Consider the following 16470-nt stretch of genomic DNA (forward strand, 5'->3'; position numbering starts at 1 on the left):
TCCCCACTCCCTACTCCCTACTCAAGCCCGATCGTCTTCCGTTTGATCCGGCTCATCCACTTCATTCATGCCTTCTTTGAAGTTGCGAAGGGTTTTTCCGAAGGCTCCACCGAGTTCAGGAATTTTTTTGGGTCCAAACACTAAAAGAGCGACTAGACAAACGACTCCAATTTCGACCCATCCCAAATTAAACATAGCGTGTCTCTCTCATGCGATGTTCCTAATGTAGCGGTTTCGGGGACGAGTTTCACAGTCTTAAATCAATGGAAAGGATACGGTAAACGTTGTGCCTTGATTTTCGCCTGCGCTTTCAACGCCGATCGAGCCTTTGTGTAATTCGACTAATTGACGCACGATCGCGAGTCCTAATCCCAAACCTTCCTCTGGGGCGGAATGAACTTGACGAAAGCGATCGAAGACATGCGGCAGAAAATCTGGTCGAATCCCAATCCCGGTATCACTGACTTTAATTTGCGCTGTGGAATCATTGCTGGTAAGTTGCACCGTGATTTTTCCACCTGCGGGCGTAAACTTGATTGCATTCGTCAATAAATTGAGGAAGATTTGCTGTAACCGTTTCGGATCGGCGGAAATTGTCGCATCCAGATCCATCGCGTTGAAATCGAGTTGAAGCTGTTTCGATTCGGCAGAAAGTTTCACCCCTTCGATCGCGGCTGAAATCACGGCATATAAGTTGACTGACATGAGTTTCAGCGCCAATCGTCCCCGAATAATTCGAGAGACATCGAGCAGATCCTCGATTAGTTGCGATTGCGATTCGGCATTTCGCTCGATCGTTTCTAAAGCTCGATCGACGGATTCTGAATCGAGATTGCGAGTTCGGAGCAGTTTCGCCCAGCCTAAGATTGCATTCAACGGCGTTCTTAATTCGTGAGTCACGACCGCGAGAAATTCATCTTTGTTGTGATTGGCAGTTTCGGCTTCGACTCGTGCAGCTTGTTCTTGTTTGAGCAACTTCGATCGACGAAATTCCTGTTGCTTCGTTTCTGTAATATCTTGTGTGACTCCTCGCATTCGGATCGGTGTGCCTTGCGGATTGCGCTCGATATTTCCTTTGCAACTGAGCCAGCGAATTTCTCCACTGGGTTTAACGATGCGATATTCATTGGTTAACTCTGAACCAGACTGTAACGCTTCGTTTAATCGAGTTTGGGCACGATCGCGATCGAACGGGTGAATCGTTGATTCCCATCCTTCTAATGTGGTTGGACAATTATTTGGATCGAGTCCGACCAGTTCTGCATAGTTCGGCGACCAGGATAAAGCGCCCGTGACTAAATCCCATTCCCAAGCTCCCATGTGAGCCGCTTCAAGCGCTAACCGCAATCGATCTTCGCTTTGTTTGAGGGCAATTTGGCTCTGGTGTAATTGTTGAGCGAGATGATAATCCGGTGTAGCGTGTCGCAAAATTGAACTCTGTAAAGTGTGATCTAGAATTTCGGGTGTGATCTGATCTTTGAGGATGTAATCTTTCGCACCGAGTTGAATGAATTGATCTGCGATCGATAATGAGGGTACGATCACGACGATCGGCAAAAAAGGTTCGAGCTTGGAAAGGAGTTCGGTTCCGAGAATATCAGGCAGATCTGGGCTGAGTAAAACAGCTTGGGGACTGGAATTCTCGCAGATTCTCAACGCAGATTCGCCTGATTCAGCATGGAGGACTTCGTACTGGATCTCATTCGACTGAGATAAGCACTGCTGATAGGTTTGTCGATCAACCGGGGAGCGATCGACAATCAAAATTGTACGTTGCTGCTTCATATCGCTCTGTCGGGGGATAAAACCTACGAGGAAGACGCAGAAATAGTTTTCATGATTGCTAAGGACACGAACTTTGAGATTAGAAGCTATTACGCCCTAAGACATAACACTCTGCTTCATTTCGAGAAGTTATGTCAACCAATATAAGATTTTGCAATAACATTTCACGATCGTGAATGCGATCGCTCTCAACCTAATTTTTATCATTAACACTACTGAGCTTTATCCAAATTGAGGTGCGATTTTTAACAAAAAAATCTCCGATCGCTACAAGAATCGGAGATCTTCGGTTTCCCTAAATTAATCTAAGAGGGTGTTTGAAAAGCGATCGTTCATCGCATTCACCCGCCCGGAAATGAATCTCCGGGCTAATCGGGGAAAGCCCACTAAACTGGGCTAAGAACTCCGAATAACTCTCTTAGCCCGCTTCAGCGGGGTTTCCTCCATTAGCCCGGAGATTGATCTCCGGGCGGACTCGCAACGCAGCAAAGCCGCTTTTTATACTCTTCAAACATCCTCTAATGTCCAGCTTTTGCAGTATCGTCGTCGCCTTGGGTTGGTGAACCGCTTTCAGTTTGAGGAATCACAGTCTTTCCAGTATTACCCTGACTGTAATATCCCCATTTCCAATCTTCGACTTCTGCCATATCTTTTCCGTGTTCCACAATATAGCGTTTGTGTTCCGTTAATTTGTCTCGTGCGATTTGTTTGACGTAAGCCCCTTTCGTTAACAGCTTCGGAACTCGATCGATCACATCCATCGCTAAATGGAACCGATCCAAATCATTCAGCACGACCATATCAAACGGTGTCGTCGTCGTTCCTTCCTCTTTGTAGCCGCGCACATGTAGATTGTTGTGATTCGCGCGGCGATAAGTGAGACGGTGAACTAACCACGGATAACCATGAAACGCGAAAATGATCGGTTTATCGGTCGTAAAAATCGAATCAAAATCTCGATCGGATAATCCATGTGGATGTTCTTTTGGCGGTTGCAGAGTCATTAAATCTACAACGTTGACCACTCGAACTTTCAAATCTGGGAAGTGATGTCGCAGGAAATCGACTGCTGCTATGGTTTCGAGCGTTGGAACATCGCCCGCACAAGCCATCACCACATCTGGATCAGAATCTCGATCGTTACTTGCCCATTCCCAAATTCCAATCCCAGCGGTGCAATGTGCGATCGCGCTATCCATATCTAACCATTGCAACTGAGGCTGTTTGCCTGCAATGATCACATTCACATAGTGGCGACTCCGCAAACAATGATCCGCAACCGATAACAATGTATTCGCATCCGGTGGCAGATACACCCGAATCACGCTGGGTTTCTTGTTCAGCACCACATCAATAAAGCCTGGATCTTGGTGAGTAAAGCCATTGTGATCTTGTCGCCAAACGTGCGAAGTCAAAAGATAGTTCAACGATGCGATCGATCTTCTCCAGGGAATGTGACGACAAGCTTCTAGCCATTTCGCGTGTTGGTTAAACATCGAATCCACAATGTGGATAAAGGCTTCATAGCACGAGAAAAATCCATGTCGTCCGGTGAGCAAATAGCCTTCGAGCCAACCTTGGCAAAGATGTTCGCTCAAGATTTCCATCACGCGACCATCGAGCGAAATATGATCATCATTCGGCAGAATTTCGCCTGTGAAAATGCGATCGGTTGCTTCTAAAACGGCATTCAATCGGTTGGAATTGTTCTCATCCGGCGACATCACTCGGAAATTATGATGCTCTGCATTGAGCCGCATGACATCACGCAAAAACTGACCGAGGACTCGTGTTGATTCGGTTTCAACTTGTCCTGGAGAGTCAACCGGAACAGCAAACTCCTCGAACTCTGGCATTTTCAGCGCTTTGAGCAACACACCACCGTTTGCATGAGGATTCGCTCCCATTCTGCGATCGCCTTTCGGAGCGAGTTCTGCTAATTCTGGAATCAGCTTGCCTTTCTCATCGAATAGTTCCTCTGGCTTATAGCTCTTCATCCATTCTTCGAGCATTCTCAAGTGATCGGGCTTGCTTGCCATCTCAGACAGAGGAACTTGGTGCGATCGGTAAGTATTCTCGATTTGAATTCCGTCAACAACTTTAGGTCCCGTCCAGCCTTTCGGTGTTCTGAGAATCATCATCGGCAACTGCGGACGTTCCTTAAATCCGTGTGTTCTCGCTTCTCGTTGAATGCCGTGGATTTCTTGCACAATTTCATCGAGCGTCGATGCCATTAATTGGTGCATCGTTTCCGGATCATCACCTTCCACGAAATACGGCTTGTAACCGTAACCGATGAAAAGATGCTCTAATTCTCGATCGCTTAACCTTGCCAAAACGGTCGGATTCGCAATCTTATACCCGTTCAAATGCAGAATCGGCAACACTGCCCCATCACGAGCCGGATTAATGAATTTATTCGAGTGCCAACTGGTTGCTAGAGCGCCCGTTTCGGCTTCTCCATCTCCAACGACACAGCAAACGAATAGATCCGGATTATCGAATGCGGCTCCATAGGCGTGAGCGATCGAGTAACCCAATTCGCCCCCTTCATGAATTGATCCAGGCGTTTCTGGTGCAGCATGACTCGGAATTCCGCCCGGATATGAAAACTGTGTAAATAGTCGATCGAGTCCTTCTTCGTCTTGGGTGATGTGCGGATAAAACTCGGTGTAAGTGCCTTCTAAATAGGTATTTGCAACCATTCCGGGTCCACCATGTCCCGGTCCTGCAATATAAATCGCATTCAAGTCATACCGCTGAATTAAGCGATTGAAATGAACATAAATGAAATTCAAACCCGGAGTCGTGCCCCAATGTCCGAGCAAACGGGGTTTAACGTGTTCGATCTTTAAAGGTTCTTTGAGTAAAGGATTGTCTCTTAAATAAATTTGTCCAACTGACAGATAGTTTGCAGCACACCAATAGGCGTGCATCTTACGCAATTCGTCCTGGCTCAGAGGAGTCTTGGCGGGAGCAGAATTTGCAACTGTCATAAGAATGATTAGATAACGGGTGCGCGACTAAGTTTGGAAGATTTTGAGCAGCTTCATCTCTATCAGAGGATGGAAATCGAGTCAGTCGGGAAATTTAAAGATTTGCCGCCGTTCAGAAGAACGCTCCTAAACTGGAGAAATACCGGGTGAAGATGTTAAAAAGACACTCCGATCGCTGTTTTCAATTGCGTTGGTGCGACATGAGCTTATCTGCCTATCCATTTCCACCTCAAGCCGATTTGACGCAATTTCGCGAATTGTTGCGCGATCGATATCAGATTAGTCGTCTGCTCGGTCGGGGTGGCTTTGGTGTGACGTATTTGGCACGAGATGTTCGCCTCCCTGGAAGTCCACGCTGTGTGATTAAGCAACTGTGCCCGAAAGTTCAAGATCCGGCTGCGCTGAAAAAAGCCCGTCAGCGGTTTGAACAAGAAGCGAGAGCCTTGGCGAAACTCGGTAGCCATTCTCAAGTTCCTCAACTGCTCGACTATTTTGAGATCGATGGCGAGTTCTATCTGGCACAAGAATTCATTCGCGGTCGGACGCTGGCTCAAGATGTGCATAAATTCGGAGTCTGGACAGAATCGGCAGTGAAACAGTTTCTCAAGGAATTTTTGCCGCTGCTGCAATATGTCCACAAGCAGCGAGTGATTCATCGCGATATCAAACCCTCGAATATTGTGCGCTGTCGAGATGATGGGCGTTGGGTGCTGATTGATTTTGGAGCGGTGAAAGAACGAGTTGCATTTTCTGATCCACATTCTCGATCGATGGCGACACATTTTGTTGGCACGATCGGATTTGCCCCGATCGAACAGGTTGCTATGCGTCCAACCTATGCGAGTGATATCTATGCGCTCGGTGTGACTTGCTTGTATCTTTTATCGAGTCGCGTTCCCAAAGAGCAAGACTACGATCCTTATACGGGCGAACTGTTGTGGCAAAATTTGGTGAATGTCAGTGACTATTTTGGGCGAATTCTGGACAAGATGTTGAAGGCAAATACGCACGATCGATTTAAATCTGCCGATGATGTGTTCCGGACATTGGAACTCGAAGCGCATTTGGAAACCTTGCGTCCTTGTTTAAGCAATCATCCGTTATCTCAAGTTGAACCGATTGCAGGCAGCGATGAATTTATTTCGCCTTTAGTCAGAACAGCGATGGCGATTCGAGCGTGGCAAGCTAGACTGGCGGCACGACAAGCGAAAGACCAATCGAACTTCTAAATCATGCAACACAGATCGCTAAAATTCATTCGATCGCTCGGTCTCAGATTTTGGCTCTTGCTGCCCGTCTTGGGTGGATTCGCTTGGATTGTCAGCGGTTGGGCAACCGATTGGATGTTAACGCGATCGAGCCTTTCCGATAAAGCATTCGTGCTCGAATCGTCGGCGGATTCTGCTGTGGTCGTGGTGCGATCGATTGATGTGACCATTCAAGAGCAAGGTGCGATCGTCACGGTTCTCACTCGTAACCAACCGTTGAGTAAATTAGAATTTCGCTTTCCCTATACGGATTCAGACAAGATAGAACGATCGATTGCTCAAGTTTTGGGATTATCGCGATCGCAAGTCAATCAAGTAACTCGCTACAACAAGTTAAAATGAAACACTGTTCGCATTGAAATTCGGTGTCATGACTCAAACCGTTGAAACCCTTTTTGAAGAGGGACTGGAGCGCTATAAAGCTGGAGAAGCTCCAGAAACTTTGATTCCAGTGTTCAAAGAAATCTGTGATCGATCGCGCAAAACGGGAGCAGCTTGGACTTGCTTGGCGTGGCTCTATTTATTGGCGGATAAGCCTGCTCTAGCCCTTCCCGCAGCACAAAAAGCGGTGAAACTAGTTCCCCAAGATGCCCAAGCTCGAATTAATCTTGTTCTCGCGATGTTGGATCTGTCGAAACCTGGAGTCAGAACACATATTGAGATGGCGCAACAATTAACGTTTGCGGTCGAAGAATTGCGCGAAGAAGTACAGCAAAATATCGAAGATGGTTTGGCAAGAAAACCAGATTGGAAAAGCTTACAAAAAGTGAAAGCGTGGCTCTTTGAGTCTTAGAAAACGTTTTAGAAGGATAAAAAGCGGTTTTGCTGCGTTGCGAGTTCGCCCGGAAATGAATCTCCGGGCTAATGGAGGAAACCCCGCTGAAGCGGACTCAGAACACAATACAAAGTTCTTAGCCCAGTTTAGTGGGCTTCTACGATTAGCCCGGAGATTCATTTCCGGGCGGGTGAATGCGATCAACGATTGCTTTTCAAACACCCTCTTAGAAAGTTGCTTCATCTTTCTTTACATTCCTAAGAGCTAGAGCGTTTTTCTGGCTCTTTTTTGTTTGAAAAGTCCGGCGTATGAAGTTTGCGTAATCCAAATTGCCATCTACACTACAAAATTGTTGCAATCCGCCGCACAAAGCGATTGATATTATTTATATCCTGCAATACAAACTTAAATAATTTAATCATCGTTTTAGAAAGGGGATGATACTATTTGAAAACTAGGATAATTTCCTCGATTTCTAACAGTCTTTTCGTCACTTATAACCGCAAGAACGAGCTTTTGTACAGCTTAGTTCGCAGCATTCAACGAGCTAAACCCTGAATTTTTTGGGTCACTTTGGCTTGCTTGAAATCAGTGTCGATCGACGATTTTTGTAGCTTAAGGAGCAGATTACTATGTCTATCGATCGTGTCGGAGTCAAACCTGGAACTCGCAACCACAAAGGTTATTTCGTGCAACACGCATCAGGCTATCAACTCGTTGAGATGCACCAATCGGGTTGGGCGGTCATCTGTTTAAATGATGCCGTCTGCCACTATGTCGATCCTGAGAATCTGCAAATTTCACGCGAAAAAGATTTCCCATCGGTGCATGAACTTTAAGACCATTTCAGCTTAGATCTTCATAACTTAGAATCGGGTTGCACTGATATCAGTTGCAGCCCAATTTTTGTTAAGTTAATACAGTGAATCGTTTAATTGCTCCTATGAAAGACACGTTTTTTAAGTGGCTCAATACGGCGTTGATGTGGAATCTGTTTTTTGTGCTGTTGTGTTTTGGCTGGTTTGCGATCGCGCTTGTCGGTCGCGCTGCTAAATTCCCCCTCGGCTTGGATCTCTGGCTTTCTCTGTGGACACCTGTAATGCAGCCTGCGTTGGGGATTTTAATGGCAGGGGCACTGATTAGCGGCGCAAGTAGTTGGATTATGAAACGTCTGAGTCCTACTGAGTAAGCGAGATGCCCACTGTTTTAAGAGTGAATGCTTACCGCTTTTACTTCTATAGTCATGAACCCAATGAACCTGCTCACATTCATATCGATCGAGATGAATGGTCTGCTAAATTCTGGCTTAATCCTGTGGAGTTAGCGAAAAATATTGGCTTTAGTGCAAAAGAATTGCGAAAGCTAAAATCTTTAGTTGAACAGCATCAGGACACACTATTGGAGGCTTGGAATGAGTATTTCGGGAATTCGGACGGATGAGCGCGTGAAAAACGTTTATTTCACAGAAGATACGATTTCGGTCGATTTAATAGATGGACGAACCATTACCGTTCCATTAATCTGGTATCCCAGGCTATTCAATGCTACCTCTGAACAACGAGCAAACTGGCAGGTGGCGGGGGGTGGCTATGGAATTTACTGGGAAGAAATTGATGAAGATCTAAGTACGGAAGGGATGTTGCGAGGTGCGCCTGCTCCACGATGAGGATCGCTAAAGGCAGGGTTTTGCACAAATGATTCGTCAGTCAGACTGCGAAGGAATTCGAGCAGGTCTTGTCTTTCTCGATCGCTCAATTTGAACCCTTTCACAAACGAACTTTTCAGCGGATTTTTGCTGCCGACTCCCGCCCATTGCCCAGCGTGAATCGTGCGTCCTCCTGCTTCATAATGCTCGATCGCTTTCTCCAGTGTAGGAATGCTGCCATCGTGCATATAAGGAGCCGTTAACGCGATGTTTCTCAACGTGGGAGCTTTGAAGCGTCCCATATCTGAGGGTTTGAGCGTGATTTCTTTGATGCCAGTATTGTTGGGTGGATAAGCACCTTTTTCATCAATGTTGTAGAGTCCGGTATTGTGGAAAGCAATCTCTTGGAAAGCTAGACGGGAATGCTTGATCGAATCCGAGAAATTGATGCCGCCGTGACAATGGAAGCATTCGAGTCGTTCACTTTCAAAGAGCGCTTCACCGCGTTTTGCAGCTTCGGAAATGGCTCGATCGTTGCCACCATATCGGTATTGGTCGTAAGGGGAATTAAACGAAACTAGCGATCGTTCAAAAGATGCGATCGCTTTCGCCATTGTATTAATGCTAATTTCCTCGTTTCCGAATGCTTCTGTGAATTGCTTTTGGTACTTCGGATCGTTCTTTAACATCGCAATGATTTCCGTCTCTTTGCCTGCCATGCCCATCTCGATCGGATGCTCTCCAAACAAGGGGACAAGCAACTGAGTTTCCAAATCGCTCATCAATGGATTCGCCCAAGTTAGCACCGAATTGTAAGCAACATTCGCCAGACTCATCGAATTGCGGGGATGCGCTTCTCCGGTTGCCCCGATCGACACTGATTTCTTCTCGGTAAAGGCGCGGGACTGATCATGACAGGTTGCACAAGAGAATTCACCTGTGACGGAAAGCCGCTTCTCATAGAAGAGATGCCGTCCGAGTTCGACTTTGGCAGCGCTCATCGGATTGTCAGCAGGCACGATCGGCGGAGGTGTCCAAGCGGGTAACTGCCAATTGTAGGTTGAGGCTGCATCGCTCTTAGAAAATGCAGCACTCAAACCGAGAGCAAGACAGAATGAGAGAACCGTGATGATTGCAAGGTTCAACCAGCGTTTCATATCTATTGTGCGACGCGGAAAAAGGATTGACGAGCAGGCTGACCATTCCAGGGTAGACCGAAACTCGTCATGATTCCAGCACAGTCATTGTCTTGCGGTTCAGACATACATCCGATCGCAGTATTCGGCTGATTTTGTGACAAATTAGTGTTTGCCAACAACGATTTAAGATCTGCGACAATCACATTTTTCTGCGGGTTGAAGTTGTCAAACGTAATCGTTGCAGTGTTTGGATTCGCACAACTTTGCGGTTTTTGCCGATTGTTATTCGCATTACACCCGGTACTGCCTAAATGAATGATGAAACTTTCACGGGCTTGCTTACCCGGTGAATGTGTTCCGCCGTGAGCAGGTTGACTCGGTGCATCATGTTTCATCGCAGACATCGGCGGAACGAAATCGATGCGAGCAAATTTATAGCCGCCTCGCCAGTTCCACCAAAGTGAGGTCAAATTTAGCGGAGAAGGCGCGATCGTAGCATCTTCATGATTCAAGTTGAACGGAACACCCAAAGTGAAGCGAATTCCTTTGTAGTTGCCTGTCGGAACAGTGCCAACAATGCGATCGTTGGTTTCGACGGTTCCATTCGTACACATTCCCGTTTTATTTTCAAAATCAACTAAAGCAACATTCTGATGCTGCCAGCGATTGTCCTGAGTTAAGGTGACTGGAACAGCTTTTCCTTGAGCATCAATTAACGCGACTTCTGAAATGTAGAAGCGAAAATCAGAGGGAGCGACTGGAGTTGCGGCTGTACCGAGTGAATAAGTGGAAGTACATTGAAAAGGTTGATCGCCGACTACGCCCCGGAATTGGATTGATACGGGCTGAGTGGATTGTGCGATCGCATGAGGAGCCGAGAGGAGGGTAGCGAGTGTACTACACAGGAAAGGGAGTCGCAACTTCATAAAACAGCTTGTCAAGTCAAAGTCCTTTCAACTCTAGGACAAGCTCTGTTTGGATTCAAACGACAGGCTGTAAAACTTTTCTCGCATTGATTCAATGTGTTCGTCCCTGCACGACCCGCCCGGAGCTAAACCTCCGGTCTAATGGAGGCAACCCTGCTAAAGCAGGCTCAAGGCAGCTCTTAGGAGATTTATCGAAAACAAATTACCCGCTGTCTTCGGCTTCGCTCAGTCAGCTAGAGATCGCGCCCTGAGCGAAGCCGAAGGGCAGTCTTTCAAGCAGTAAGCTCTTTCGTAGAAATCTCCTTAGCCCAGTTCAGTGGGCTTCCCCCGATCAGCCCGGAGCTAAACCTCCGGGCGAGATAACAACGAAGTGAACAATCTTTCGAGAAGCATCAATCAGGTTTTAGCTCTGCCGGATCAATCGCTCTAAGGTTTGAAGCAAAGCCTGTTCATTGTAAGGCTTGGGAAAATAAGCATTAGCTCCTAATTGGGTTGCAAGCTGTCGATGTTTATCCCCACTGCGAGACGTTAACATCGTGACTGGAATGTGATTCAGCTTGTGATTTGCTCTTAGCTTGGTCAACAATCCGAAACCATCTAATCGCGGCATTTCAATGTCACAGATAATCGCTTGAACTGCCAATCCTGCTTCAAGTTGCTCGATCGCGTCTTGTCCATCTTTGGCTTGTTCAACTTGATAGCCCGATTTCGACAAGGTTAGAGCTAAAAATCGCCGCACATTGATCGAATCATCGACGACTAGAATACTCGGAATCGTCGGCAGTGAAACGCTTGTTGCCGCACTGAGCAATGCAGGTAAAGAAGTCTGAACTCTGGATGAAGCCATGATTTCGTGCAGGAATTCTGGCACGTTTACTAAAGGAACGACTCGCCCATCTCCCAAGATCGCACAGCCATTGTAACCAGGAGGCAACGGTAGAAAACTCGACATCGATCGTATTGTGACTTCTTGATCTGTCCAACACCGATCGACTTGTAGGGCGGTCAGTTGCAAGCCTTGTCTGATAATCACTACACTGTCTGATTCCAGCAGTGGCGGTGTTTCATAGTTGTGTCTTGTCCGAATGCAGTTGAAATGCAGTTTATGTTGCAAGCGAATCAGGGAAACGGGCTGACCTTGATACTCGATCGCTTCTCCGATTCCCGTTGGAATGACGGCTTCAGGCTCAAACATGATCACTTCTGCGATCGATTCACTCGGCAGAGCCAGTAACACACCATTACTTTCTGCTAACACAACTCGGACACTTAGAAGCGTTGCAGGAACAGAGAGTGTAAACGTTGTTCCAACTCCGACTTGAGTATTGATTGTAATCTCACCTCGAATTTGCTGGAGATGAGTCCGAACAACATCCATCCCGACTCCACGCCCGGATAGTTCTGTCACTTGTTTGCTAGTACTAAATCCAGACTCAAAGATGAGCGATAACAATTCAGTTTCACTCGCAGAAGCTAACAAAGCAGGATCGAGTCCGATTTCTGCTGCTCGATCGCGGATTTTGTCGATCGCGATTCCTTCTCCATCATCTTGAACGGTGATCACGGTTCGATTTCCTTGCTGTGCGGCTCGAATTTCAATCAATCCTTCAACAGACTTGCCACATTCTAACCGCGTTTGGGGAGCTTCAATGCCATGATCAAACGCATTTCGCAAGAGATGGAGCAATGGATCTTGAAGCGTTTCGAGGATATTACGATCGAGTAAAACTGCTTCTCCTTCAATGTTCAATCGCGCTGCCTTTCCGTATTCGCTACACCACTCTTGCAAAGCACGTGGAAAGCGATCGACTAATTCTGCAAACGGTCGCATTCTCAGGCGAGTAAAGCCAGATTGCAGTTGTTTAGAAGTTTTGTTCAAGTTTCTGGCACTTTGATCGGTATCGTCCAAGCTAATGCCCAAGTCGTCTGTTACTTCTTGCAACTGAACAATCGTTTCGATCACTTGCTGCGAGAGAGAATGAATTTCGGTGTAGCGATCCATCTCTAACACATCAAATTCGCTGGAGGGTGACAGAACAGTTGCCAGCGATCGGCTACTCATCATCGGCTGAGGCGTTGCTACTCGATCGTAAACCGTTCTCAGTTTATAGTTCACCTGCTGCAAGGTTTGGAGCCGCTGAGACAGATGGCGAGTTAGATTCCGCAAACGCTTGAGATTGAGATCCAAACCATTACGATCGATCGTGAGTTCGCCAAACAGATCTTGAATGCGATTGAGTTGGCGCACTGAGACGCGAACGGTAGTGTTTGAATCTTCCTCGATCGCATTAGGCGCTGTCATGGTTTGTACCAATTGAGTAGAAACCGTTTGCGGGGTTTCGATTGGATCAATCTCAGTCGGAATTTGATCAAGCTGTCCAGTCAGAATCAAAGCTTGAGTACGTCGCCAAGTTTGCAAGGCAGTTCGCGTCACATCTGGAATTAGATGATGTGAAGCAGTGAAGAGCGATTGTTCGATCGAATCACAAAGTCGGGTGAAGTCTTGCAGTTGTAGCATTTCACCGAGTCCGCCCAGTTCTTGAGCGAGCAAGGTAGCTTCGTCTTTCAAACTGGATTGATCCGGAGTTGCTAAGAGTTCTTCTAGGCGTTGAAGGGCTTCTTCGACTTCGGTTTCAAACAGCAGAGGAACGAGATCTTGATGATTGTCGATCGACAATACAGAAGCAGCGGTTTCTCCTTGAGGTTCACCCAGACGCGATCGTAGTTCTGTAAAAATTGGTTCGACTTCTTTGCTGATCCAAGTTGGATTAATCGGCTCTCCATAGCGCTCAAATCCAACAATTTGATACAAACAACTCACAGTCAGCAGCAATAAATCATTGGTTTCATCATCAATCACGATCGGGCTACTGACTTTGAGCACTTTCAGAGCATCTTCTAGCTGATGCGCCAGATCACTCAACAGTTTGAATCCCATCATGGCGGCTCCCCCTTTGAGCGAGTGTGTGACTCTGAGGGCAGCATTGATTGTCGGCGCGTGAAGTCCTTGAAAGAGTTCTAAAATCGAAGTCTCTAAGCTGGTAATGTACTCTTGCGCTTCGTCTAGAAACTGTCGCCGGATTTCCTGCTCTTTTTCATGTGACATAGGAATGTGAGGAGGGAGTAGAGGACTGAACTGGGCAGCGTGAGTTAATTCACTTTGAAGGTTCCGACCGATTGCTGAAGCTCTTGAGCAATATCTACCGTTTGACGCAGCGAATTGGAAACCTCGACCGAGGAATCTGAAGTCCGTTCCGCAATCTCAGCAATGTCCTGCATCAAGTTGGTAATCGTATGGGAGGTTTCTACCTGAGAGACGGTCGCAACCGAAATCGATTGCACCAATTGATCAATCTGGTGAGACACTGCCACGATTTGCTCTAAGCTCTGTTTCGCGTTCTCGACGAATTTCGTACCTTCAACAACTTGCGTTGTGCCTTCTTCCATCGCTTCCACCACGTCACTGGTTTCGCGCTGAATATCCGCTACTAACTGTTCAATCTCATGAGTCGCATCCGCCGCACGAGCCGCTAATGCTGCCACCTCTTCCGCGATCGCTGCAAATCCCTGACTTTCATCTCCCGCTCGTGCTGCTTCAATTCCCGCATTGATCGCCAGCAGATTCGTCTGAACTGTGATTTGATTGATCAACGACACGGCTTTAGAGATTTGCTGCGAAGATTCTCCCAAGCGTTTAACCTTCTTGGCGGTATCTCCGATCGTATTTCTCAATCCCAAAATTTGCTGAACGGTAAGATCCATCGCAGCGCCGCCACTCTCAGCAGTCATTGACGCACTCCGGCTCACTTCTGCGGCTTTCTGAGCACTTTCGGCAACTTTCTCGATCGATTGCATCATGTGTTGAACCGAATCCAGCGTGGCAGAAGTCTCTTCCGCTTGTTTCAACGCATCTTGAGCGAGATCTCGCACGGCGTGTTCATGTTGTCCGAGTGAAGAATTCACTTGTAGCGAAGCCTGCTTGACTTGACCGACTAAATGCTGGAGATTTTCCACGATCGAGTTAAAAAAGTCAGCAACGGTTCCGATCTCTCCCGTGGTCACATCCGCTCGAACCGTTAAATCTCCCATTGCTGCGCGTTCAACATGACGTAACAGTTGTAGCAGTTGAGATTGCAATGTTTCTTGACTCCGTTGACGCTCTTCTGCCAAAGCTTGGATGCTATTGACTTGTTGACGTTGCTCAGTCAGTTTTACTTGCTCTAACGCATTGCCTAAATGCACTGCAATCTGAGTAAATAAGTTCACTTCCCAAGATTCCCAGTAGTGAGAACCTGTGCAATGGTGTCCTACCAGCAATCCAATTAGGTTTCCTTCAACGACCATAGGTGCAATGATGTTCGCTTTGACTTGAAAGGCTTCAAGCTGTCCACGATAGCAAGGATCAAGATCCGCATCTTCAACGTTTGGAATCGTTTGCACATGACCATTGCGATACTTTTCAATAAAGCGCTCTGGAAAGCATGGATCATTGATGTGAGTTCCAAGTGCTGCTGGAAACTCTAAACCAACTGACTCAGCAACAATTCGACCCTGCCAGGTTTCATCAAACAGATAGACGATCGCTCGATCGACATCAATCAGCCTGCGAACCTCATTCACACCGGACTGCATGATCAAGTTCGCATCCAGGGTTTTCCGAATGTTGAACGTTGCATCATTCAATCGCTGTAAGTTCTGCGAAGTTTGAGTTTGCTCAAAGATCAGCTTTTGTAGCTGTCCTGCCATGTAGTTGATGTTGCTCCCTAACAGGGTAATTTCATCATCTCCAACGACTCGCAGTCGAGTATCAAGCTGTCCCTGTCCGATGCGCTGAACAGCTTTCGCGACGGATACAATTCTCCGGGTCAATCGATTGGATAACAGCATTGCAATCCAAGCCACTAATGCGGCTGCAATGATAGTACTGGCTCCCAATACCAGCAGCAAAGTTCGTCTTGCTCGAAATGCATTTTCGACATTGTTGCCCAACATTAATTGCCAGTTGAGATCTGGCAAATTATCTAACTTCGTCCAAGGACTATACGTGAAAATGAACTGATCGCGTCCCTGAGTGATCGATCGTGTATTCGCTTGGGCGTTGGACTCCATCTGGGAAAATTCAGGGAACAGGACTGTCGCTTCCTGGTTTAATCGCTCTGGTCGAGAACTGAGAATGACTCGATTGGTATTGGAATCAACGATGCTATATTCGCGTCCAATCAGAGTGTACGTTACAAGCTGATTAGCAAGTTTTTCCAGCGGTAAGGTCGCCCGAATAATCGCGATCGTTCCTCCCGTTTGACTGTCCCGAACCGGAGCCGTGAGATAGACCTGAGAACTTTTTCCATCTGCGGTAACAGTCGGTTTACTGAATGCGGCTCGATTGGCTCGAACCGCTTCTCTAAAGTAGTCCTGATTCGACTGATTCGGATTTGTGCGATCGCCGGTTTGGATGATCGAATTGCCTTCTAAATCAAACAGCGCAATCTCACTGTATTGCCCATACGATTGAGCAATTCGAGCGAGAGCAGCATTTCTTTCAGCCAGCACAGCAGGATTGCGAATCGTTGTCTCAGTGACCATCGGAAAGTTCGCTAACACTTGAATATCTGCGTAGCGTTGTGCCATGTAGCGACTGATCAAATCACTCAAACGTGTGGCGGCTAACTGTTGCGAACTGGTGACTTGCTGAGTAATCGCTTGATTCGCGAAGAAGTAGCTGGCAACCCCCATTCCTGCGATCGGGAGCGTACTGAGAATGACAGCAGCAACAGCAGTCTTTTGGCGTAAGCTCATGCGATCGAGCCAGTTTTTAACAGAGCGAGGAGCAGGAGGACGAATTGGATCAGTGGCACGGTAGGCAGGCGGGGTGATAAGTCGCTTGGAATTCGGTGAAGATAGTTGATCAACCATGAGTCAGAAAGTATCTTGGGGAA

At 47.0% G+C, this 16470-nt stretch carries 14 protein-coding genes; 7 read left to right on the forward strand and 7 right to left on the reverse strand.

The annotated features are described in order from the left end of the window. Positions 1–21: 21 nt before the first annotated feature. From ACQ4M5_RS15880 to ACQ4M5_RS15890, 3 genes are all read right to left on the reverse strand, one after another. Positions 22–195, reverse strand: coding sequence for a Sec-independent protein translocase subunit TatA/TatB (locus ACQ4M5_RS15880; protein WP_430676615.1), 174 nt, complete (start codon positions 193–195; stop codon positions 22–24). A gap of 60 nt (positions 196–255) precedes the next feature. Further along, the gene (locus ACQ4M5_RS15885) at positions 256–1785 is read right to left on the reverse strand and encodes an ATP-binding protein (RefSeq protein WP_430676616.1); all 1530 of its coding nucleotides are present in this window, start codon (positions 1783–1785) and stop codon (positions 256–258) included. A gap of 518 nt (positions 1786–2303) precedes the next feature. Next, positions 2304–4781, reverse strand: coding sequence for a phosphoketolase family protein (locus ACQ4M5_RS15890; protein ID WP_430676617.1), 2478 nt, complete (start codon positions 4779–4781; stop codon positions 2304–2306). Between the two features lie 152 nt (positions 4782–4933). On the opposite strand from ACQ4M5_RS15890, the gene ACQ4M5_RS15895 reads away from it, so the two are divergent. From ACQ4M5_RS15895 to ACQ4M5_RS15925, 7 genes are all read left to right on the forward strand, one after another. Beyond that, positions 4934–6010 (forward strand): protein kinase domain-containing protein, encoded by a 1077-nt coding sequence (locus ACQ4M5_RS15895; RefSeq protein WP_430676618.1) that lies wholly within the window; start codon positions 4934–4936, stop codon positions 6008–6010. 3 nt (positions 6011–6013) lie between these two features. Continuing rightward, the gene (locus ACQ4M5_RS15900) at positions 6014–6391 is read left to right on the forward strand and encodes a hypothetical protein (RefSeq protein WP_430676619.1); all 378 of its coding nucleotides are present in this window, start codon (positions 6014–6016) and stop codon (positions 6389–6391) included. A 28-nt stretch (positions 6392–6419) separates the two neighbouring features. Then, positions 6420–6842 carry a tetratricopeptide repeat protein gene (locus ACQ4M5_RS15905; protein ID WP_430676620.1) on the forward strand — a complete coding sequence of 141 codons (423 nt, stop codon included), beginning with the start codon at positions 6420–6422 and terminating at the stop codon, positions 6840–6842. A 614-nt stretch (positions 6843–7456) separates the two neighbouring features. Further along, a complete protein-coding gene (locus ACQ4M5_RS15910) occupies positions 7457–7663 on the forward strand; it encodes a hypothetical protein (protein ID WP_017289476.1) in 207 nt (68 codons plus the stop codon). A gap of 104 nt (positions 7664–7767) precedes the next feature. After that, positions 7768–8013, forward strand: a complete 246-nt coding sequence (locus ACQ4M5_RS15915) for a hypothetical protein (protein ID WP_430676621.1) — start codon at positions 7768–7770, stop codon at positions 8011–8013. A 5-nt stretch (positions 8014–8018) separates the two neighbouring features. Continuing rightward, the gene (locus tag ACQ4M5_RS15920) at positions 8019–8264 is read left to right on the forward strand and encodes a DUF4160 domain-containing protein (RefSeq protein WP_430676622.1); all 246 of its coding nucleotides are present in this window, start codon (positions 8019–8021) and stop codon (positions 8262–8264) included. After that, positions 8236–8490, forward strand: coding sequence for a DUF2442 domain-containing protein (locus ACQ4M5_RS15925; protein WP_430676623.1), 255 nt, complete (start codon positions 8236–8238; stop codon positions 8488–8490). The genes ACQ4M5_RS15920 and ACQ4M5_RS15925 overlap by 29 nt, the downstream gene beginning before the upstream one ends. On the opposite strand, the gene ACQ4M5_RS15930 is transcribed toward ACQ4M5_RS15925, so the two are convergent. From ACQ4M5_RS15930 to ACQ4M5_RS15945, 4 genes are all read right to left on the reverse strand, one after another. Next, positions 8421–9626 (reverse strand): MbnH family di-heme enzyme, encoded by a 1206-nt coding sequence (locus ACQ4M5_RS15930; protein ID WP_430676624.1) that lies wholly within the window; start codon positions 9624–9626, stop codon positions 8421–8423. The two genes, ACQ4M5_RS15925 and ACQ4M5_RS15930, sit on opposite strands and share 70 nt — an antisense overlap. Before the next feature lie 2 nt (positions 9627–9628). Then, positions 9629–10534: an MbnP family copper-binding protein gene (locus tag ACQ4M5_RS15935; protein WP_430676625.1), complete on the reverse strand. Its 906-nt coding sequence runs from the start codon at positions 10532–10534 to the stop codon at positions 9629–9631. Between the two features lie 403 nt (positions 10535–10937). Next, entirely contained in the window at positions 10938–13640 is a 2703-nt protein-coding gene (locus tag ACQ4M5_RS15940) for a hybrid sensor histidine kinase/response regulator (protein ID WP_430676626.1), read from the reverse strand. Between the two features lie 44 nt (positions 13641–13684). Next, entirely contained in the window at positions 13685–16447 is a 2763-nt protein-coding gene (locus ACQ4M5_RS15945; RefSeq protein WP_430676627.1) for a methyl-accepting chemotaxis protein, read from the reverse strand. Between the last annotated feature and the right edge of the window lie 23 nt (positions 16448–16470).

This window comes from Leptolyngbya sp. AN10 (genome assembly GCF_050565645.1).
Lineage (GTDB): Bacteria > Cyanobacteriota > Cyanobacteriia > Leptolyngbyales > Leptolyngbyaceae > Leptolyngbya.